Origin of the sequence: Streptomyces sp. NPDC013187, assembly GCF_042899705.1 — a bacterium.
GTDB lineage: Bacteria > Actinomycetota > Actinomycetes > Streptomycetales > Streptomycetaceae > Streptomyces > Streptomyces hawaiiensis_A.
Genome location: NZ_JBIBAF010000012.1, coordinates 213,301 through 231,383, shown reverse-complemented (window position 1 = coordinate 231,383; position 18,083 = coordinate 213,301). Strand labels below are relative to the sequence as shown.

The following is an 18,083-nucleotide window of genomic DNA, read 5'->3' as shown; positions in this document are numbered from 1 at the left end:
GGGGGCCGGCGGCCGGGAGCCGGGACGGCGGGACCGCGCTCACCCCAGGAAACTCAGCCGCACCTTCCGTTCAGGGTTGTCCTTGTTGGTGTCCACCAGGCACACCGACTGCCAGGTGCCGAGCTCCAGCCGGCCGCCCAGCACGGGAAGGGTGGCGTGGGGCGGGACGAGGGCGGGCAGGACGTGGTCGCGGCCGTGGCCGGGACTGCCGTGCCGATGCTGCCAGCGGTCGTCGGCGGGCAGCAGGCTGTGCAGCGCGGCCAGGAGGTCGTCGTCGCTGCCGGCGCCGGTCTCCAGGACGGCGATGCCGGCCGTCGCGTGCGGCACGAAGACGTTGAGGAGGCCGTCGCGGCCGGCCGCCGCCTCACGCAGGAAGGACTCACAGTCGCCGGTGATGTCGAGGACCCTCTCGGCCGCTCCGGTGCTGACGTTCAGAACTCGGGTGGTGAAGACATCTGACATGCCCCCATCCTGACGCACGCGCCGGACTTTCACCGGGCTCTGCCGGGCCGAGTGGCGATACAGGCGTCCCATTGATCGAGACGCCGTTGACCGTGTGCATGCCGGCTGGCTAGGTTCGGCCGCATGTTGCGTTCAGCCCTGCTCACCACGCGCGGTCACATCGACCTGCTGCGGGTGGCCTCCGCCGCGTGTCGCCGCGGCTGCTGACGCCCTTCCCCTCCTCCCTCACGGCTTCCTCACCTTCGTTCCGCCTGCCCGGAGATCACTTCTGATCGCCTGGGCACGGCGGCGGTGAGGCACGCCTGTCCCGGCCCGCGCTCTCCCCCGTGGATCACTCATGAGCATCAGTCATGCCCCACCCGTGTCCGAAGAATCCGACATTTCGCCTGTATCGGGTTCCGATCTCGACCTCCAGCCCCTCGTCCCCACCTCTTCCCGCCGCGCCCGCATCCCGCGCTGGCTGCGCCGCACCACCGGCCCGGTGCTGCTGCTGGTGTTGTGGCAACTGCTGAGCAGCACAGGCGCGTTGCCCCCCGACGTGCTCGCCTCGCCCAGCCGGATCGCCCAGGTCGGCGGAGACATGCTGGCCGACGGTTCACTGCCCACGGCCATGGGCACCTCGCTCCAGCGGGTCGCGGTCGGGCTGCTGCTCGGCTTGGTCGTCGGCACCGGACTCGCCTTGCTCTCAGGTCTGTTCCGGATCGGCGAGGACCTCGTGGACGCGCCCGTGCAGATGTTGCGGACCGTGCCGTTCGTGGGGCTCATCCCGCTGTTCATCATCTGGTTCGGCATCGGCGAGGCCCCCAAGGTCGCCATCATCACGCTCGGCGTGACCTTCCCGCTCTACCTCAACGTCTACGCCGGAATCCGCGGTGTGGACGCCCAGTTGATCGAGGCCGGCGAGTCCCTCGGACTGTCGCGGTGGGGACTGGTGCGGCACGTCGTCCTGCCCGGTGCCCTGCCGAGCGCCATGACCGGCCTGCGCTACTCGCTCGGCATCGCCTGGCTCGCGCTGGTCTTCGCCGAGCAGGTCAACGCCGACTCCGGCATCGGGTTCCTGATGGTGCAGGCGCGGGACTTCCTGCGGACCGACGTGATCGTGGTCTGCCTCGTCGTCTACGCCTTCCTCGGCCTGCTCGCCGACTTCATCGTCCGCTCTCTCGAAAAGGTGCTGCTGCAATGGCGACCGACGTTCACCGGCCGGTGACCCCCCAGGCGGTCCACGTCGAGGGCCTCACCCGTTCGTTCGACGGCCGGGCCGTCATCGACGACCTGCGACTGGACGTCCGGCCGGGCGAGTTCGTGGCCCTGCTCGGCCGCAGCGGCTGCGGCAAGTCGACGTTGCTGCGCATCCTCGCCGGGCTCGACCGTGACATCGAGGGCACCGTGCTGGTCCCCCGCCGCAAGGCCGTCGCCTTCCAGGCACCGCGGCTGATGCCGTGGAAGAAGGTGTGGCGCAACGTGCTGCTCGGTCTGCCGGGCAAGCCCGAGCGCGCCGTCGCCGAGCAGGCCCTGGACGAGGTCGGCCTCGGCCACCGCACGGACGCCTGGCCCAAGACCCTCTCCGGCGGTGAGGCCCAACGCGCGTCCCTGGCCCGGGCGTTGGTGCGTGAACCCGATCTGCTGCTGCTCGACGAGCCGTTCGGCGCGCTCGACGCTCTCACCCGGATCAAGGCCCAGCGGCTCGTGGGCGAGTTGTGGCAGCGCCGCGGCTGCGCGGTACTCCTCGTCACCCATGACGTCGAGGAGGCCGTACTGCTCGCCGACCGCGTCCTGGTGATGGACCGCGGGGTCATCGCCCACGAACAGCGCATCGACCTGGACCGCCCCCGCGACATCACCGACCCCCGCTTCGCCGCCCTGCGCGCCGGTCTCCTCGAACGTCTCGGCGTCGAGGCGACGGCCGCCGAAGCCGCCTGACCCTCCCCGCGTACCAGCCGTACGCCCGTACGACCCACACGAACGGAACCACCATGCGACGACGACGCCTCTTCCCCACCGCCCTGCTCCTGCCCCTCGCCCTGCTGCTCACCGCCTGCGGCGGCACCTCGGCAGCCGACACGTCGGAGGGCCGTGTCGACGGCAAGGGCTCCGTGACGCTCGACGTCGGTGACCAGAAGGGCGGTTCGGAGGCCATCCTGCGGGCCGCCGGGGAGCTGAAGAACCTCGACTACAAGATCAAATGGTCGACGTTCACCTCCGGCCCGCCGCTGCTGGAGGCCATCAACGCCGGGGCCGTCGACACCGGAGGCGTGGGCAACACCCCGCCGGTCTTCGCGGCCGGCGCGGGTTCGAAGATCAAGGTGGTGGCGGCCTGGCACGGCACGTCCAAGGGCGACACCATCCTCGTCCCGAACGACTCCCCCCTCAAGAGCCCCGAGCAGCTCAAGGGCAGGTCGGTGGCCGTCGCCCAGGGTTCCTCCGCGCACTTCCAACTGGTCGCCTCCCTCAAGAGGGCCGGACTGACGCTGAGCGACGTCAAGGTCAAGTACCTCCAGCCGGCCGACGCCCTGGCCGCGTTCACGTCCGGCAAGGTCGACGCGTGGGCGGTGTGGGACCCGTACACCTCACAGATCCTCCAGGGCGAGCAGGGGCGGGTGCTGACCGACGGCGACGGCGTGACCAACGGGCACACCTTCCAGGTCGCTGCCCCGGCCGCCCTGAAGGACAAGAAGAAGGCAGCCGCCCTCAAGGACTACCTGGAGCGACTGCGGCGCGCGTACACCTGGGTGTACGACCACGAGGAGGAGTGGGCGAAGGTCTGGGCCGAGGACACCGGGCTCCCGAAGGACGTGGCGCTGGCCGCGGTGAAGCGCACCTACGCGACGCGGATCGCGGTCGCCGTCGACAAGCCGCTGATCGCCTCCGAGCAGGAGATCGCCGACACCTTCACGGCGTTGAAGCTCATCCCGCGCAAGATCGACTTCGCCGAGTTCACGGACACGCGCTTCAACGGCGGCCTGCCGCCGTCGACGACCCAGGCGCGTCCTTCCACCGGTTCGTGACGCGGTCGTAGCGAGTCCCCCGCCGCCTGGCGGGGGACCACTCGGGGCCGCCCGCCGGAATGGTCCATGGGGAAGATCCATGGGGAAGATCCATGGGGAAGATCCTCGGCGGGAAGATCCACCGTCCCGCTGCGGTTAGTAGAAATGTGAACAACGCACGCGAGGTCGAGGTAGTCGTCATAGGAGCAGGTCAGGCCGGTCTGGCCGGCGCCTATCACCTGCGACGATCCGGTTTCGAGCCGGACCGCGACTTCGTCGTGCTGGACCACTCCCCCGGCCCCGGCGGCGCCTGGCAGTTCCGCTGGCCGTCGCTGACGTACGGCAAGGTGCACGGCATGCACGCGCTGCCGGGCATGGAGCTCACGGACGCGGACCCGTCACGACCGTCGGCCGAGGTGATCAGCGCGTACTTCGACCGCTACGAGCGGGCCTTCGACCTGCGGGTCAGGCGCCCGGTGGGCGTACGGGCCGTGCGCGAAGGACCGGGCGGACGGTTGCTCGTGGAGACCTCGGACGGCGTGTGGTCGGCGCGGGCGCTGATCAACGCGACCGGCACCTGGGACCGACCGTTCTGGCCGCGTTATCCGGGCCAGGAGACCTTCCGCGGGCGGCAGTTGCACACCGCTCAGTACCCCGGGCCCGAGGAGTTCGCGGGGCAGCGGGTCGTGGTGGTGGGCGGCGGCGCCTCGGGCACCCAGCACCTGCTGGAGATCGCCTCGTACGCGTCGGCCACCACCTGGGTCACGCGGCGCCCGCCGGTCTTTCGGGAGGGGCCCTTCAACGAGGACGCGGGCCGCGCGGCGGTGGCGCTCGTCGAGGAGCGGGTACGGCAGGGACTGCCGCCCCGCAGTGTCGTCTCGGTCACCGGGCTGCCGCTCAACGACGCGATCCGGCAGGGCATCGAGGACGGGGTGCTCGACCGGCAGCCGATGTTCGACCGGATCACTCCCACCGGTGTCGAGTGGGCCGACGGGCGCCACCTCGACGCGGACGTCCTCCTCTGGGCCACCGGCTTCCGCGCCGCGATCGACCACCTCGCACCGCTCCGGCTGCGCTCCCCCGGCGGCGGCATCCGCATGGAAGGCACGCACGCGGCCGCCGATCCCCGCGTCCACCTCGTCGGCTACGGCCCTTCGGCCAGCACCATCGGGGCCAACCGGGCCGGCCGCGCGGCCGTACGGGACATCAGGCGACTGCTGGACCGCGAGCCGGCCGCGGCATGACACAGGCGGGGGCACGGGGCCGTCATCCGGCCGCCCGGGACCCGCTCTTCTTGCTCTGCGCGTTGAACTCCGCGACGTTGCGCTGATGTTGCTGATAGTCCGCCGTGAACCGGGTGTCGCCCGGGCGGACGGTGACGAAGTACAGCCAGTTGCCCGCGGTCGGATTGACGGCCGCGCGCAGCGCCTCCTCGCCCGGGCTGCCGATCGGCGTGGGTGGCAGGCCCATGCGCTGGTACGAGTTGTAGGGGCTCTCGATCCGGGTGTCGCTCTCCGTCGTGCGGAGGGCGGAGCGATTGAGGGCGTAGTTGATGGTGGAGTCCATCTGCAGGGGCATACCGCGTTCGAGGCGGTTGAAGATGACCCGGGCCACCTTCCCCATGTCGGCCCTGGTGGCGGCCTCGGCCTGGACGATGCTCGCGATGGTGACGGCCTGGTACACGTTCATGGCGTTGCGCTGCGCCCCGGCGGCGATGGGCGCACCGTTGAACTTCTCGTTCGCGGTGTCGACCATGAGCGCGAGGAGCTTGTCCGGAGTGGTCGTCTCCTGGAGCGGATACGTGGCCGGGAAGAGGTATCCCTCCGGATTGCCCTCGGCGTCGTTGGGCAGCTTCAGCGCGGCCTTGTCCAAGGACTTCTTCGTACTGCCGGCAGGCAGGGAGAGGGCCTTGTCGACGGCCGCGTAGACCTGGCTCGCGCGCCAGCCCTCCGGGACGGCCAGAGTCGTGGGCCTGCTCTCCTCCTCGGTCCCGGTCCGCAGGGTCAGCAGCGGCACCGCCACGGCGGTACCGACCACGACGGCTCCGGTCGCGACGAGGGCGATGCGGCCCCTGCGCGTCAGTCGAATCGTGCTCCGTGGCGGAGTGTTCTTCTCCATGCGGGCACGGTAACCCCCATAGCGGCATAAACCCGGCATATTTTCATCTTGTCGGCTCCAGTTGGGCGTCCCGGCGTACGAGTGCCGCATACCGGCCGCCCTCCTCCATGAGGTCCTCGTGCGTACCGCGTTCGACCGCGCGGCCCGCGTCGAGGACCACGATCTGGTCGGCCCCCCGCACGGTCGAGAGCCGGTGGGCGATGGTGAGGGTGGTGCGGTCGGCCGACAGGGCGTCGATGGCGTCCTGGACGGCCGCCTCGGTCCGGGTGTCCAGCGCGCTGGTGGCCTCGTCGAGGATGAGAACCGGCGGGTCGCGCAGGATGGTGCGGGCGATGGCCAGGCGCTGCTTCTCACCGCCGGAGAAGCGGTGACCGCGCTCACCGACGACGGTGTCGTAGCCGTCGGGCAGGGCCGCGATGTGGTCGTGGATCTGCGCAGCCTTCGCCGCTCGGTGGAGCTCCTCGTCGGTGGCGTCGGGCTTGGCGAAGCGCAGGTTCTCGGCGACCGAGGCGTGGAAGAGGTACGTCTCCTGCGACACGACGCCGACCGCGCGCGCCAGGGTGTCGAAGTCGAGGTCGCGGACGTCGGTCCCGTCGAGGGTGACGCGGCCGCCGGTGACGTCGTAGAGCCGGGGCACGAGGTAGCCGAGGGTGGACTTGCCGGCACCGGTGGGTCCGACGACGGCGAGGCTGCCGCCGGCCGGGACGGTGAGGTCGATGCCGTCGAGGACCGGGCCGCCCTTGTCGTCGTAGCCGAAGGAGACGTTCTCGAAGCGGACCTCGCCCTTGATGCGGTCGAGGCGGACCGGGTCGGGGCGCTCGGTGATGTCGACCGGGAGGTCGAGGTACTCGAAGATGCGCTGGAACAGGGCGAGCGAGGTCTGGATCTGCACACCGGTCGACAGCAGACTGACGGCCGGGCGGAACAGGCCCTGCTGGAGCGAGACGAAGGCGACGATCGTGCCGATGGAGACCGCGGGGCCGCCCAGTTGGAGGGCCATACCGGCGGTCCAGTAGATGACGGCGGGCAGGGCGGCCATGACGATCGTGATGACGGCCATGCGCCACCGGCCGGCCATGTTCGACCGCACCTCCAGGTCGACGAGCTCCTCGGACTCGTCGGCGAAGGACTTCGTCAGCGAGTCCGAGCGGCCCATCGTGCGGCCGAGCAGGATGCCGCTGACGGAGAGCGACTCGGTGACGGTGGCGGCCATGGCGGCCATCTGTTTCTGACGCTGGGTGGTGATCTTCCGGCGTTCGTTGCCGACGCGGCGGCTGATCCACACGAACACCGGCAGCAACAGCAACGAGACGACCGTCAGGCGCCAGTCGAGGGCGATCATCGCGACGATCGTGGCGACCACGCTGGTGACGTTCGAGACCAGGGAGGTCGCGGTGGAGGTGACGGTCGCCTGCATGCCGCCGATGTCGTTGGCGATGCGGGACTGCACCTCGCCCGTGCGCGTACGCGTGAAGAAGGCGAGGGACATGCGCTGGAGCCGGCCGTAGACGGCGGTGCGCAGGTCGTGCATGACGCGCTGCCCGACCGTCGTGGAGATCAGGGTCTGCAGAACCCCGAAGACGCTGGTGAGGACCGCGCTGAGGATCATGCCGAGGGCGAGCAGGCTGAGCAGGCCCGTGCGCCCTTCGGGGATCGCGACGTCCAGGATCTCCTTCAGCAGGAAGGGCGTGGCGACCGAGACCAGGGACGCGGCGCCGACCAGCAGGCCGACGATCGCGAGACGGCCCCGGTAGGGGCGGAAGAGGCCGAGGATGCGGCGGACCTGCCGGGGCTGCTCCTTGGAGTCGGCCGGCGGGGTCCAGGGGGCTTCACGGTCGGGATGCATGGGCTCCTACGAGGGATGCGGCGGATCGGATCACAGCTCATTGTTACCTATACTCACAATGAACTGCATCCTGATATTGTTCCCGCATGACCACGCCCGATCCCGACGGTCTGCTCGCCGAGCAGTTGCTGCGGCTCACCCGCCGGGTGCACCGCATCCAGAAGCGCCACTTGGAGCACCGGGAGCTCGGCATCACCCCGGCCCAGTCCCGTCTGTTGCGCACGCTCGCGCACTGGGGCTCGCCGCCGCGCATGGCCGATCTGGCCGAGCGCCTCGAGGTGGTGCCGCGGGCCGTGACGACGCTGGTGGACGGCCTGGAGGCGAGCGGCAAGGTCCGGCGGGTCCCGGACCCGGCGAACCGGCGGGTGATCCGCATCGAGCTGACGGACGACGGCCGGGGCGCGCTGCGCGAGCTGCGGGCGGCGCGCAGGTCGGCCGCGGAGGAGATCCTCGCGCCCCTGTCGGAGGATCAGCGGAAGGCGCTCGGGGGGTTGCTGGACACGCTGATCGACGGGACACCGGTGCAGTCCTGCTGACGGGCGGAACCACCGAACACCGGCACGGCCCAGCCGACCGGCGGAACCGCAACACCGAACACCGGCACGGCCCAGCCGACCGGCGGAACCACGACAGCGGACACCGACAGGGCCCAGCCGACCGGCGAGAGCACGACGCGGCCGCGGCCTCCGCTCGTCCTGCCGGAGCGGAGGCCGCGGCCCACTCGGTTCTGCTCAACCGGCCTCGGGCGCGGGCTCCTTGAGCTCCTTGGGCTTCTGGGCCGGGATGCCCGGCGCCAGCGCCTCGGTGCCGGTCTCGCCGCCGAGGTCCTTCTCAGCGCCGACACCCTTCTCACCGTCCTCCGGCGCGGAGGTGTCCTTTCCGTCCAGCGTCCTCTTCGCCCGATCGATGTCCAGGGCCCCCTCCCAGCGGGACACCGCGAAGACGGCGACGCAGTTGCCGAGCAGGTTCGTGACGACGCGCATCGAGTCCATGATGCGGTCCACGCCGAGCAGCAGCGCGACGGCTCCGGCGGGGATCGCCCCGAGGGACGAGGCGGTCGCGGACAGCGCGAGGAACGCCGAACCCGGAATGCCCGCCATGCCCTTGCTGGTCAGCATCAGCACCAGCACCACGGTGATCTGCTGGCCGAGGCTGAGGTCCACACCCACCGCCTGGGCGATGAACAGCGTGCCGATGGACAGGTACAGCGAGGCGCCGTCGAGGTTGAAGGAGTAGCCGGTGGGGAGCACCAGCCCCACGGCGTCGTCGCGGGCGCCGGCCCGGCGCAGCTTCTGCATGACGCGGGGCATCACCGACTCGGTGGACGCGGTGCCGAGCGCGAGCAGCATCTCCTCGCGGATGTAGCGCAGGAACTTCCAGAGGCTGAGCCCGGTGACGAGCTTCAGAGCGACGGCGAGCAGCGCGACGAACAGCGCCGCGGCCACGTAGCAGAGCACGATGAGCTTGGCGTACGTCCTCATCACGCCCAGGCCGTAGTTGCCGACCAGGTGGGCCATCGCGCCGAACACCGCGAGCGGGGCGAGCCGCATGATGAAGCCGACGACCGCGAAGATGATCTCCTGGGCCTGCTCGATCGCGGGCAAAATCTTCGGCACCCTGGTGTGCCCGAGGTGCAGCAGGGCGGCGCCCACCAGGCAGGCCAGAATGAGGACTTGGAGCAGCTCGTTCTCGGCGAAGGCCCCGACGAAACTCTGAGGCAGCGCGTTCAGCACGAACTCGGCCGTCGTGGGCAGCTGGCCACCGCCCGTCGTCTCGTCGACCGCAGCGGTGTTCAGCGAGGAAGGGTCGACGTTCATGCCCTTGCCCGGGCCGACGACGTTGGCGGCGACGAGTCCGATGACCAGGGCGGCCGTGGAGGCGATCTCGAACCAGATGAGGGCCTTCACCCCGATCCGGCCGAAGGCCTTCAGGTCACCGGCCTTGGCGATGCCGACGACGACCACGCAGAACACCAGCGGCGAGATCACCGTCTTGATGAGCCGGGTGAAACCGTCGCCGAGCGGCTGGAGAGCCGTGGCCGTGTCCGGCCACAGCTTTCCGACGACGATTCCGAGGACGAGCGCGCAGGTGACCTGCACGAAAAGCGAGGTGCGCACAGTGCGGGCGACGCGTCGCGGGAGGGACGGTACGGAGGGCGGCACGAAGCCTCCTAGGGGGGACGGGACACATCGAAGCCGGAGGGGACTTCTGTGATGCGGAATGGGGATTCCGCTTCCGACACCCTGAAGGCTTTCTTGATCGCGCACAAGACCGCAGCGTTTCAGCCAAGTAAAACGTCATGAGTGACACACGTCACACGTCTCGGTGTTCACCTCAGCAACGGTTTCGTTCTTCCGTGAGCACCCCCTGCACGGCGGTCAGGGTGCGGTCGTAGCAGCCGCGCGAGCCGTACAGCCGGTAGCGCTCGCTCGTGGTGCCGACCGCGTGGCGCTGGTCGCGCGGCACGTTCGCCGTGTAGGTCGCGTCGCCCGTGTACGAGTTGTCGAGCCGTGACCACGCGGTGCGCCGCCCGCCGTTCGTCCCGACGACCGTGGCGCGGTCGCCGAGCCTCAGTACCGTGCGCAGGCGGTCGCCCGTGCCCAGGATCGTCGTGCCGTCCATCGTGTAACTGCGGTGGGTGCGCGTGGTGCGTGCGCCGACGGTCACCGACTCGTCGTCGGTCCAGACGGCTTCGAGAGCGTCACGCGTCTCGCCGTCGGTCCAGCGGTGCGTGGAGGTACCGGTCAGCGAGCGGCTGACGGTGGTCCTGACGCGGCCGTGCGATGTGTCGACGTAGCCGCCGACGGTCAGCCGGTGGGCGCCCTCGGTGTCCACCCGGTGCTCCGAACCCGGCGTATACGCGGATGAGTCGGTGAGGTCTTCCGCCGTGTGCGCGGTGAGCTTTCCGGTGACCCGCTCGCGCTTCTCGTCCTGCCAGACGAGGACGTTCACGGGCGTGCTCCAGCCGCTCTGCCCCTCGGGCACACCGACCACCGAGACCTCGACGCGGTGCGGGCGGCCGTCATTCAGGATCCCGGCGAAAGGGGTGAGGTCGTAGGTGATCGGCTTGATGTCGAGGGCACGCGGGCCCGGGATCACGTACCAGAGGAACGGGTTGGACCAGCCTCCGGTCCACACCGTCGGGAAGGGGGTGGCGATGCCGGCGAGCCGGCCGTCGACACCATCTGCACCTCCCGGTACGGGCCTTGGCCGGCCTTGCAGGAGTAGGGCGCCGGTTCGGGCACGGTCAGGTACCAGTACTCCTCGCAGCCGCCGCCGGACCCGGTCGCGTACACCTCGGCGAGGATGCGCTCGCTGTTGCGCGGGGTGGTGAGGGCCGAGCCGCCGGCGAGGGTGAGGACCCGGTCGGGGCTCTTCGGATCGGGTCGGCCCTGGTAGAACGTCAGCGTGACCTTGACGTCGAGGACGCCCGTGTAGGTGTCGTCGACGACGTTCCCGATGAGCATCTCGACCTCCCGGCTCGTGCGGAAGGTGTCGCTGTAGCGCGTGACGTCCTTCTCCACGGACCACTCGATGCCGTCGGGTGAGGGCTGCGGGGTCGACGTCCGGAAGATCTCCACGCCGCCGACGTGGAGGTAGCCGAGCCGGTCGTACTGGCGCCCCTTGACCTTGCCGTCGAGCCGCAGCACCACCTTGCTCCAGCGGTCGCCGCAGCCGCCGGGCGGTGTGTAGGTGCCGCGGTACGGGGTGAAGTCCCGGAACTGCGCCTGGGCGAGGGTGACTTCGCAGGATTTTCCGGCGGGCTTCGTGACGGGCGGCGCGGCCGTGACCGGGTCGTGCCAGTCGGTGCCGAACTCGGCGGGGACGGCGGCCGCCCGGGCCGGGACGTCCGCCGCCCCGGCGGGAGTGGTGCCGAGGAGGGTGCCCGCCAGAAGGGTCGCTCCGGCAAGCATGGACATGACGATCCGTCTCTTCATGGGCGGTGTTCTACGGGGAGTCGGCCACCCGCGCAATGAGGACCAGGCCTGTCGGCTGGATCAGGTCGGCCGGAAGTGACTGCGCCTCTCGGCCGACCCGAGCGGGGCCAAACGACAGGCCCTAAGCCGCCAGGTCCGCCCTGTCCCCCATGACGACCACGGGGCGCTGTCGCGGGTCGAGCGTGCGCAGCAGGTACCTCATCGCCTGCTCGGGCATGCTGACGCAGGCCGACGTGCCGCTGCCGTGGTCCATGTGCAGCCAGATCCCGCCACCCTTCTTCTCGCCCTCGGGGCGGGTCTGATCGTTCGGCGGGGTGCCCTTGACGCGGTTGTAGTCGATGGCGATGACGTAGTCGAAGTCGTGCCAGTACGACTTGGCCCACCAGCGCGGGGCGGCGAAGGCGGCGGAGCGGGTGTACGGGAGCCGGGAGCCCGGGTCCGGCAGCACGCCGCCCGCGTCGCTGAGGGTGAACACACCCACGGGGCTGCGGTCGTCGTCCTCGTGGTGGTCGGTGGTCCAGCCCTTCTTGCCGTTGTGCCCGGGCCAGCCGCGCTCCCGCTGCCAGGTCGAGCCGTGCTTGGTGTACAGAACGACGATGGAATCGGCGGAGTCCTTCCCTTCGCCGTAGACCGCGACGACCTGGTGGGAGCCGGACGGAATCCGCCGCTGGAGCCGGTCGCCGACGCCGGGGATGCGCGTCGGGGCGGCCGTGGCCGCGGGGGTGCGGGCCGCCCGGCGCGCGGCTTGTGTCCCCCCACTGCCCTCCGCGCCGCCGCAGGCGGACAGAGCCGTCAGGAATGAGACGAGCACCACCGTCGCGGCCACCGCTCGTCGTACGCCACCACTGTGCATCGCTCCATGGTCGCACCGGGGTCCGGGCGGCGGCGATCGGAGGCCCGGACGGTCGGTGCGCGACGGGTGCCGGCCGTCGCCGGCCGAGTGCACCCGTCCGTCGGCCGGTTGCGCACGCAGGACGGCTGATTCCGCGCGGTTGTCGGCCGGTTGCGCCGGCAGGACGGCCGGTTCCGCCCGGTTGTCGGTGGTTTAGCACAGGCAGGACGGCCCGTTCCGCAGGGTTGTCGGGGTTGCGCACGGCGGACGGCCGGTTCCGCACGGCGGACGGAAAACCGTTTGCCTCCGGCCGCGTCGCAACGCGAACCTGTCACGGTTTGCTGCCGTCGTCGGCGGCCGCCCTCGCTCTCCCGTCGACCCGCCTCCCGACCCCTTCGCCCCCTGACACGAGCCACTGGGACGTCATGCAGATCAAAGACCTTCCGTACCCCGACCCGGGCGTCCCGGACGCGCGTTCGGGCCCCCGATTCCTGTGGTGGCTCTTCCGGAATCAGCTGGGCGGTCAGCTCAAGTCGCTGAGCTGGGGGCTGCTGCACTTCGCCTCCGTCGCCGCCCTGCCGTTCTGTGTCGGTGTCGCCGTGCAGGCCGTCGTCGACCGCTCCGGCTCCGGGCTCGCCCTGGCGGGCGGGCTGCTGGCGCTGGCCTGCGTGGGCAACGCGGTCGGTGACACCTTCCTGCACCGCACCGCGATCACCAACTGGATCACCGCGGCCGCGCGCGTCCAGCAACTGCTCGCACGCAAGGCCGCCCATCTGGGCTCGGCGCTGACCCGGCGGGTCGCGGCGGGCGAAGTGGTGGCGGTGTCGACGGGTGACGTCGAGAAGATCGGCTGGTTCGTCGAGGCCCTGTCCCGCTTCACCGCGGCCCTGGTCACCATCGTGCTGGTCTGCGTCGGCCTGCTCGTCTACCAGCCGGCGCTCGGCGTGGTCGTCGCCGTGGGACTGCCCGCGCTGGCGCTCGCCGTGCTGCCGCTGCTGCCCCGCGCCACCCGGCGCGCCGACACCCAGCGCGAGAAGGCCGGACGCGCCACCGAACTGGCCTCCGACACCGTCGCCGGTCTTCGGGTGCTGCGCGGCATCGGCGGCGAGGAGCTGTTCCTCGACCGCTATCGCAGCGCCTCCCAGGAGGTCCGCCACGCGGCCGTGCGCAGCGCCCGGATGTGGGCCCTGATCTCCGCGATCCAGGTCCTGCTGCCCGGCCTGCTGCTCATCGCCGTCGTCTGGTACGGCGTGGGGCTGGCGCGCGAGGGCCGGATCACCGTCGGCGAACTGGTCACCGTCTACAGCTCCGTCATGGTCCTCACCTACCCCCTGCGGCACTTCGAGGAGATCGCCATGGCGTACTCCTTCTCCCGGCCCTCCGCCAAGCGGGCCGCGGGAGTGCTGTCGCTCCAGCGGCCCACGGACACCGCCGGATCACGCGCGGCCGAGGTCCCGTCGGGCGACCTGTACGACCCGGAGACCGGGCTGCTCGCGCCCGCCGGGCGGCTCACGGCCGTGGTGTGCGGCGACCCGGACGCCGCGGGCCTGCTGGCGGAACGGCTGGGCGGACACCCGTCCCAGGAGGGCGCCTCGGTGCTGCTGGGCGGGGTGCCGCTCGACGAACTGCCGCTGGACAGCGCCCGTACGGCCGTCCTCGTCCAGGACAAGGACCCGGTGCTGCTGTCCGGCACGCTGCGCGAGCTGCTCGACGTACCCGCGTCGGGCGCCGTCCGGCCGCAGGAGGCGCTGGAGGCCGCGCAGTGCGACGACGTGCTGGCGGCGCTGGTGCAGGGCTCGCTGGGCGCGGCCGACCCGATGGACGCCCGGATCACCGAACGCGGCCGGTCCCTGTCCGGCGGTCAGCGCCAGCGGCTCGCGCTCGCCCGGTCGCTGGTCACGGACCCGGAGGCGCTCGTCCTGGACGAGCCGACCTCGGCCGTCGACTCGCACACCGAGGCCCGGATCGCGCAGGGCGTGCGGGAGTTGCGCGCGGGGCGCACGACCGTGGTGTTCACCTCCTCCCCGCTGCTGCTGGACCGCGCGGACCGGGTGGTGTTCCTGCACGACGGCGAGGCCGTCGCGGTCGGCACCCACCGTGAGCTGGTGCGTACCGAGCCCCGCTACCGGACGGTGGTCACCCGCGAGACGGACGACGAGGCCGCACTGAACGGCTCCGTCGCCCTGAAGGACGTACTGCAGGAACTGGAAGAGATCGAGGAGAAGGCATGATCGGCGTCGCGCCACCGGCGTACGACCCGGCGGCCCCGACGACGGCGAACACCCTGCCGGTCGGCGCCCCCGAGACCGTCCGCGCCTACGTGGCCGAACTGCTGCGCCGGCACCGGCGGGCGTTCCTGTTGCTGGTCGCCGTCAACACGGCCGCCGTGATCGCCTCGATGGCCGGGCCCTGGCTGCTGGGCGGACTGGTGGAGCGGGTGTCGGACGGCGTGGAGAACCTGCGGCTGGAGCTGACGGCCGGGCTCTTCTTGGCCGCGCTGGCCGTCCAGGCCGTGTTCGTCCGTCAGGTGCGGCTGCGCGGCGCGATGCTGGGTGAGCGGATGCTGGCCGACCTGCGCGAGGACTTCCTCGTCCGGTCGGTCGGGCTGCCGCCGGGGGTGCTGGAGCGGGCCGGGACCGGCGACCTGCTGTCGCGCATCACGACCGACATCGACCGGCTGGGCAACGCGATGCGCGAGGCCGTGCCGCAGCTGTCGATCGGCGTGGTGTGGGTGTTCCTGCTGATGGGCGGACTGGTGATCACGGCGCCGCCGCTGGCGCTCGCCGTGCTGCTCGCCCTGCCGCTGCTGATCGTCGGCTGCCGCTGGTACTTCCGGCGGGCCCCCTCGGCCTATCGTTCCGAGGCCGCCGGGTACGCCGCCGTGGCCGCCGCGCTCGCCGAGACCGTGGACGCCGGGCGCACCGTCGAGGCCCACCGCCTCGGCGAGCGCCGTGTCGCGCTGTCGGAGCGCCGGATCCGGGAGTGGACGGCCTGGGAGCGGTACACGCTCTGGCTGCGGTCGGTGCTCTTCCCGGTCATCAACACCACCCACGTGACCGTGCTCGCCTCCGTCCTGATGATCGGCGGCGTGTTCGCCCTGCACGGGTGGATCGACGTCGGCCAGCTGACGACCGGCGCGCTGATCGCCCAGATGCTGGTCGACCCGGTGGGCATGATCCTCCGCTGGTACGACGAGTTGCAGGTCGCCCAGGTGTCGCTGGCCCGGCTCGTCGGGGTCCGGGACATCGAGCCGGACGCCGGGGATCCCACCGTGGCCCCCGAGGGACGCCATGTACACGCCGACCGGGTGCACTTCGGGTACCTGGAGGGCGTGGACGTCCTGCGCAAGGTGTCCCTGGAGGTCGCCCCCGGTACCCGGCTGGCCCTGGTCGGCCCCTCGGGTGCGGGCAAGTCCACGCTGGGACGGCTGCTCGCCGGGATCTACGCGCCCCGGGACGGCCGGATCACCCTGGGCAGCGCCGAGCTGTCCCGGATGCCCGCCGAGCGCGTCCGCTCCCACGTGGCCCTGGTCAACCAGGAGCACCACGTCTTCGTGGGCTCCCTGCGCGACAACCTCCGGCTCGCACGGACCGGTGCCGTCGACGCCGAGCTGTGGGCGGCGCTGGGCGCGGTCGACGCGGACGGCTGGGCCCGTGCGCTCGACGAGGGCCTGGACACCGAGGTCGGCTCGGGCGGTCTGGCGCTCACCCCGGCCCAGGCCCAGCAGATCGCGCTGGCCCGCCTGGTGCTGGCCGACCCGCACACGCTGGTCCTGGACGAGGCGACGTCGCTGCTCGACCCGCGCGCGGCCCGCAACCTGGAGCGCTCCCTGGCCCGGGTGCTCGACGGCCGCACCGTCGTCGCCATCGCCCACCGGCTGCACACCGCCCACGACGCGGACGTCATCGCCGTCGTCGAGAACGGCAGGATCAGCGAGCTGGGCAGCCACGACGAGCTGGTCGCCGCGGACGGGGCGTATGCGGCGCTGTGGAGGTCGTGGCACGGCTGAGCACCTCGTCGGGCGACACGGCCGCCCGCCTCTCAGGGGGGCGGCCGTGTCCTTGGCGTTGCGCAGTCACGAACCGGGGTGGAAGGCTGGAATCAGGCACCGGCTCGGGGGACGCCCGGAGATCAGAGGTCCGGGCGGCGTCAGTGCTCCGCGGCGGGGACCCGGCACGGGCCCCGTGGATACGGGCCCGTCCCCACCCCCTGGAGGTACCCGTGAACAGCTCCGACGGCTGGGGAGACGACGTCTACCAGCCGGACCAGGACGAGCAGAGGGAGGACACGGGGCTGCTCGACGCCGAGGACACCCTGGAGAACGACGGCGTCGACGATCCCCTGGACCGGGGCTGGTCCCCTCCCGAGCGGCCCTGGGCCGTCGAGCACCTCGGTGTGACGGCGGCCGAGCGGCAGCGGGGCGAGACGCTGGACCAGCGCCTCTCCGAGGAGCTGCCGGATGCCGCCGCCCCGGACGGCGACGGCCTCGGGGACTGCGCGGGCACCGACGGGGAACTTCTGGACAACGAGGTCGGTGCCGAGCGCTCCGGCCGGCTCGTGGCACCCGACGAGGGCGCCCACGAGGACGAGGAGGAGGCACTGGTCGCCATGGACGTGGGCATCGACGGCGCCGCCGCGTCGGCCGAGGAGGCCGCCGTGCACATCGTCGACGAGGACACCCTGTCCGGCTGATCGCAGAACCGGCCCGAGGCGCTCGAGGAGCATCCATGCAGCAGGACAAGCACCCCGACTACCACCCCGTCGTCTTTCGTGACCGCGCCGCCGGGTACGCGTTCCTCACCCGGTCCACCGCGACCAGCGACCGGACCATCGAGTGGGACGACGGCGAGACCTACCCGGTCGTGGACGTGGAGATCTCCTCGGAGAGCCACCCCTTTTACACGGGCAGGGCCCGCACGGTGGACTCGGAGGGCCGGGTCGCCGCGTTCGAGCGGCGCTACGGCGGCGGCTGAGGCGCGTTTCGGGACCGCGCTCGGATGAAGTCGCGCTCTGAAGTCAGGCTCAGATGAGGTCGGCTCAGATGATGGGCCCGGCTGAGGTCGCGCTCAGATGAAGTTGAGCGCCGCCGCGCAGCCCACGCCGCCGAGCAGCATGAACACCGGCATCAGCACCTTGAGCTCGACCCAGCTGCCCGCCCGGAAGCGCAGGGCCTTCGGGGGCCCGACCGGGTACCAGCGCTTGCGCCCGACCGGGATGGGCCACAGGATCGGGCAGCCGGACACGGTGAGCGCGTCCCCGATGTCGTGCACGATCGCGCCCAGCACCACCGGCAGCCCCAGCCACAGGTACTCCTGGCCCGGTGCCGTGAACAGCCAGTCCGCGCCGTTGCCCGGCTTGTCCAGCACGCCCGCGAGGATCCACGCGGTGGTCGCGGCCAGCAGCCACACCAGGACCTCGCTGCTGGAGCCGCGGGTCGCCCGCCACAGCAGGCCCTCGATGGCCAGGACCATGTGCACGAAGAGGACCGCGAGCACGCCCCAGCGGTCGCTGGTGATCGCCACGACCGAGGTGCCCGCACCGATCAGGACCGCCCACAGCCAGGTGTGCGTCAGCGTGCGGTGCCCGCCGGAGCGGCGCGGGTCACCCTGCTTCTTGGTGGCCTTGTAGACGGCGTACGACAGCTTGTCGACGATCTCGCACAGCCAGCGCGACACCGGTCCGAAGGACCGCGAGATGGTGGCCGCCTTGTGATCGAGGTCCGGGGCGAGAGCCGCTCCGGCGCAGATCAGGGCACCGACGAGGAGGACCGGCCAGGGCATCGGGTGCCCGGCCGCCGCGGCGGCCGCACCGACGCCGAGCCAGGCGGCGGCTCCCGACAGTGAGTGTGCTGGTCCCATCATGGCCGTGGCCCGCCTCATTCCTCATCTGCCGCTGTCCAGTTG

Annotated in this window: 16 protein-coding genes and 1 pseudogene; 10 read left to right on the top strand and 7 right to left on the bottom strand. The window is 71.4% G+C overall.

Annotation, left to right across the window (positions count from 1 at the left end; translation table 11 throughout):
• Window positions 1-39: 39 nt before the first annotated feature.
• Window positions 40-462 carry a YjbQ family protein gene (locus ACFY5B_RS26375; protein ID WP_344464665.1) on the bottom strand — a complete coding sequence of 141 codons (423 nt, stop codon included), beginning with the start codon at window positions 460-462 and terminating at the stop codon, window positions 40-42.
• 123 nt (window positions 463-585) lie between these two features.
• Here ACFY5B_RS26375 and ACFY5B_RS26370 point away from each other — a divergent pair, with 123 nt between their 5' ends.
• From ACFY5B_RS26370 to ACFY5B_RS26350, 5 genes are all read left to right on the top strand, one after another.
• On the top strand, window positions 586-669 hold the full coding sequence (locus tag ACFY5B_RS26370) for a putative leader peptide (RefSeq protein ID WP_349817350.1): 84 nt from the start codon (window positions 586-588) through the stop codon (window positions 667-669).
• Between the two features lie 130 nt (window positions 670-799).
• Complete coding sequence (locus tag ACFY5B_RS26365) at window positions 800-1,669, top strand: ABC transporter permease (RefSeq protein ID WP_389973320.1); 870 nt, start codon at window positions 800-802, stop codon at window positions 1,667-1,669.
• Window positions 1,642-2,382: an ABC transporter ATP-binding protein gene (locus ACFY5B_RS26360; protein WP_389973317.1), complete on the top strand. Its 741-nt coding sequence runs from the start codon at window positions 1,642-1,644 to the stop codon at window positions 2,380-2,382. The genes ACFY5B_RS26365 and ACFY5B_RS26360 overlap by 28 nt, the downstream gene beginning before the upstream one ends.
• Window positions 2,383-2,435: 53 nt before the next feature.
• Window positions 2,436-3,467, top strand: coding sequence for an ABC transporter substrate-binding protein (locus tag ACFY5B_RS26355; RefSeq protein ID WP_389973314.1), 1,032 nt, complete (start codon window positions 2,436-2,438; stop codon window positions 3,465-3,467).
• Window positions 3,468-3,613: 146 nt separating this feature from the next.
• Window positions 3,614-4,690: an NAD(P)-binding domain-containing protein gene (locus ACFY5B_RS26350; RefSeq protein WP_389973465.1), complete on the top strand. Its 1,077-nt coding sequence runs from the start codon at window positions 3,614-3,616 to the stop codon at window positions 4,688-4,690.
• A gap of 22 nt (window positions 4,691-4,712) precedes the next feature.
• On the opposite strand, the gene mltG is transcribed toward ACFY5B_RS26350, so the two are convergent.
• Together mltG and ACFY5B_RS26340 are read right to left on the bottom strand one after the other, a co-directional pair.
• Window positions 4,713-5,564, bottom strand: a complete 852-nt coding sequence (mltG, locus tag ACFY5B_RS26345) for an endolytic transglycosylase MltG (RefSeq protein ID WP_389973312.1) — start codon at window positions 5,562-5,564, stop codon at window positions 4,713-4,715.
• Between the two features lie 43 nt (window positions 5,565-5,607).
• A complete protein-coding gene (locus ACFY5B_RS26340) occupies window positions 5,608-7,410 on the bottom strand; it encodes an ABC transporter ATP-binding protein (RefSeq protein ID WP_389973309.1) in 1,803 nt (600 codons plus the stop codon).
• Between the two features lie 86 nt (window positions 7,411-7,496).
• On the opposite strand from ACFY5B_RS26340, the gene ACFY5B_RS26335 reads away from it, so the two are divergent.
• Window positions 7,497-7,946 (top strand): MarR family winged helix-turn-helix transcriptional regulator, encoded by a 450-nt coding sequence (locus ACFY5B_RS26335; RefSeq protein ID WP_389973306.1) that lies wholly within the window; start codon window positions 7,497-7,499, stop codon window positions 7,944-7,946.
• A 195-nt stretch (window positions 7,947-8,141) separates the two neighbouring features.
• Here ACFY5B_RS26335 and ACFY5B_RS26330 read toward each other — a convergent pair whose 3' ends face one another.
• From ACFY5B_RS26330 to ACFY5B_RS26320, 3 genes and pseudogenes are all read right to left on the bottom strand, one after another.
• Window positions 8,142-9,572: a cation:dicarboxylate symporter family transporter gene (locus ACFY5B_RS26330; protein ID WP_389973303.1), complete on the bottom strand. Its 1,431-nt coding sequence runs from the start codon at window positions 9,570-9,572 to the stop codon at window positions 8,142-8,144.
• A gap of 172 nt (window positions 9,573-9,744) precedes the next feature.
• A pseudogene (locus ACFY5B_RS26325) lies at window positions 9,745-11,348 on the bottom strand (peptide-N4-asparagine amidase).
• A gap of 121 nt (window positions 11,349-11,469) precedes the next feature.
• Window positions 11,470-12,201, bottom strand: coding sequence for a L,D-transpeptidase family protein (locus ACFY5B_RS26320; RefSeq protein WP_389973300.1), 732 nt, complete (start codon window positions 12,199-12,201; stop codon window positions 11,470-11,472).
• A gap of 404 nt (window positions 12,202-12,605) precedes the next feature.
• On the opposite strand from ACFY5B_RS26320, the gene ACFY5B_RS26315 reads away from it, so the two are divergent.
• From ACFY5B_RS26315 to ACFY5B_RS26300, 4 genes are all read left to right on the top strand, one after another.
• On the top strand, window positions 12,606-14,411 hold the full coding sequence (locus ACFY5B_RS26315) for an ABC transporter ATP-binding protein (protein WP_389973298.1): 1,806 nt from the start codon (window positions 12,606-12,608) through the stop codon (window positions 14,409-14,411).
• Window positions 14,408-16,189: an ABC transporter ATP-binding protein gene (locus ACFY5B_RS26310; RefSeq protein WP_389973295.1), complete on the top strand. Its 1,782-nt coding sequence runs from the start codon at window positions 14,408-14,410 to the stop codon at window positions 16,187-16,189. The genes ACFY5B_RS26315 and ACFY5B_RS26310 overlap by 4 nt, the downstream gene beginning before the upstream one ends.
• Before the next feature lie 212 nt (window positions 16,190-16,401).
• Window positions 16,402-16,872 (top strand): DUF5709 domain-containing protein, encoded by a 471-nt coding sequence (locus ACFY5B_RS26305; protein ID WP_344464639.1) that lies wholly within the window; start codon window positions 16,402-16,404, stop codon window positions 16,870-16,872.
• 35 nt (window positions 16,873-16,907) lie between these two features.
• The gene (locus ACFY5B_RS26300) at window positions 16,908-17,153 is read left to right on the top strand and encodes a type B 50S ribosomal protein L31 (RefSeq protein ID WP_389973292.1); all 246 of its coding nucleotides are present in this window, start codon (window positions 16,908-16,910) and stop codon (window positions 17,151-17,153) included.
• 93 nt (window positions 17,154-17,246) lie between these two features.
• On the opposite strand, the gene ACFY5B_RS26295 is transcribed toward ACFY5B_RS26300, so the two are convergent.
• Complete coding sequence (locus ACFY5B_RS26295) at window positions 17,247-18,041, bottom strand: metal-dependent hydrolase (RefSeq protein ID WP_389973289.1); 795 nt, start codon at window positions 18,039-18,041, stop codon at window positions 17,247-17,249.
• Window positions 18,042-18,083 lie beyond the last annotated feature (42 nt).

Bases quoted from the DNA above. Each gene is read 5' to 3' on its own strand.
- ACFY5B_RS26375 (WP_344464665.1), bottom strand. From the start codon at position 462: ATGTCAGATGTCTTCACCACCCGAGTTCTGAACGTCAGCACCGGAGCG.
- ACFY5B_RS26370 (WP_349817350.1), top strand. From the start codon at position 586: ATGTTGCGTTCAGCCCTGCTCACCACGCGCGGTCACATCGACCTGCTG.
- ACFY5B_RS26365 (WP_389973320.1), top strand. From the start codon at position 800: ATGAGCATCAGTCATGCCCCACCCGTGTCCGAAGAATCCGACATTTCG.
- ACFY5B_RS26360 (WP_389973317.1), top strand. From the start codon at position 1,642: ATGGCGACCGACGTTCACCGGCCGGTGACCCCCCAGGCGGTCCACGTC.
- ACFY5B_RS26355 (WP_389973314.1), top strand. From the start codon at position 2,436: ATGCGACGACGACGCCTCTTCCCCACCGCCCTGCTCCTGCCCCTCGCC.
- mltG (WP_389973312.1), bottom strand. From the start codon at position 5,564: ATGGAGAAGAACACTCCGCCACGGAGCACGATTCGACTGACGCGCAGG.
- ACFY5B_RS26340 (WP_389973309.1), bottom strand. From the start codon at position 7,410: ATGCATCCCGACCGTGAAGCCCCCTGGACCCCGCCGGCCGACTCCAAG.
- ACFY5B_RS26335 (WP_389973306.1), top strand. From the start codon at position 7,497: ATGACCACGCCCGATCCCGACGGTCTGCTCGCCGAGCAGTTGCTGCGG.
- ACFY5B_RS26320 (WP_389973300.1), bottom strand. From the start codon at position 12,201: ATGCACAGTGGTGGCGTACGACGAGCGGTGGCCGCGACGGTGGTGCTC.
- ACFY5B_RS26315 (WP_389973298.1), top strand. From the start codon at position 12,606: ATGCAGATCAAAGACCTTCCGTACCCCGACCCGGGCGTCCCGGACGCG.
- ACFY5B_RS26310 (WP_389973295.1), top strand. From the start codon at position 14,408: ATGATCGGCGTCGCGCCACCGGCGTACGACCCGGCGGCCCCGACGACG.
- ACFY5B_RS26300 (WP_389973292.1), top strand. From the start codon at position 16,908: ATGCAGCAGGACAAGCACCCCGACTACCACCCCGTCGTCTTTCGTGAC.
- ACFY5B_RS26295 (WP_389973289.1), bottom strand. From the start codon at position 18,041: ATGATGGGACCAGCACACTCACTGTCGGGAGCCGCCGCCTGGCTCGGC.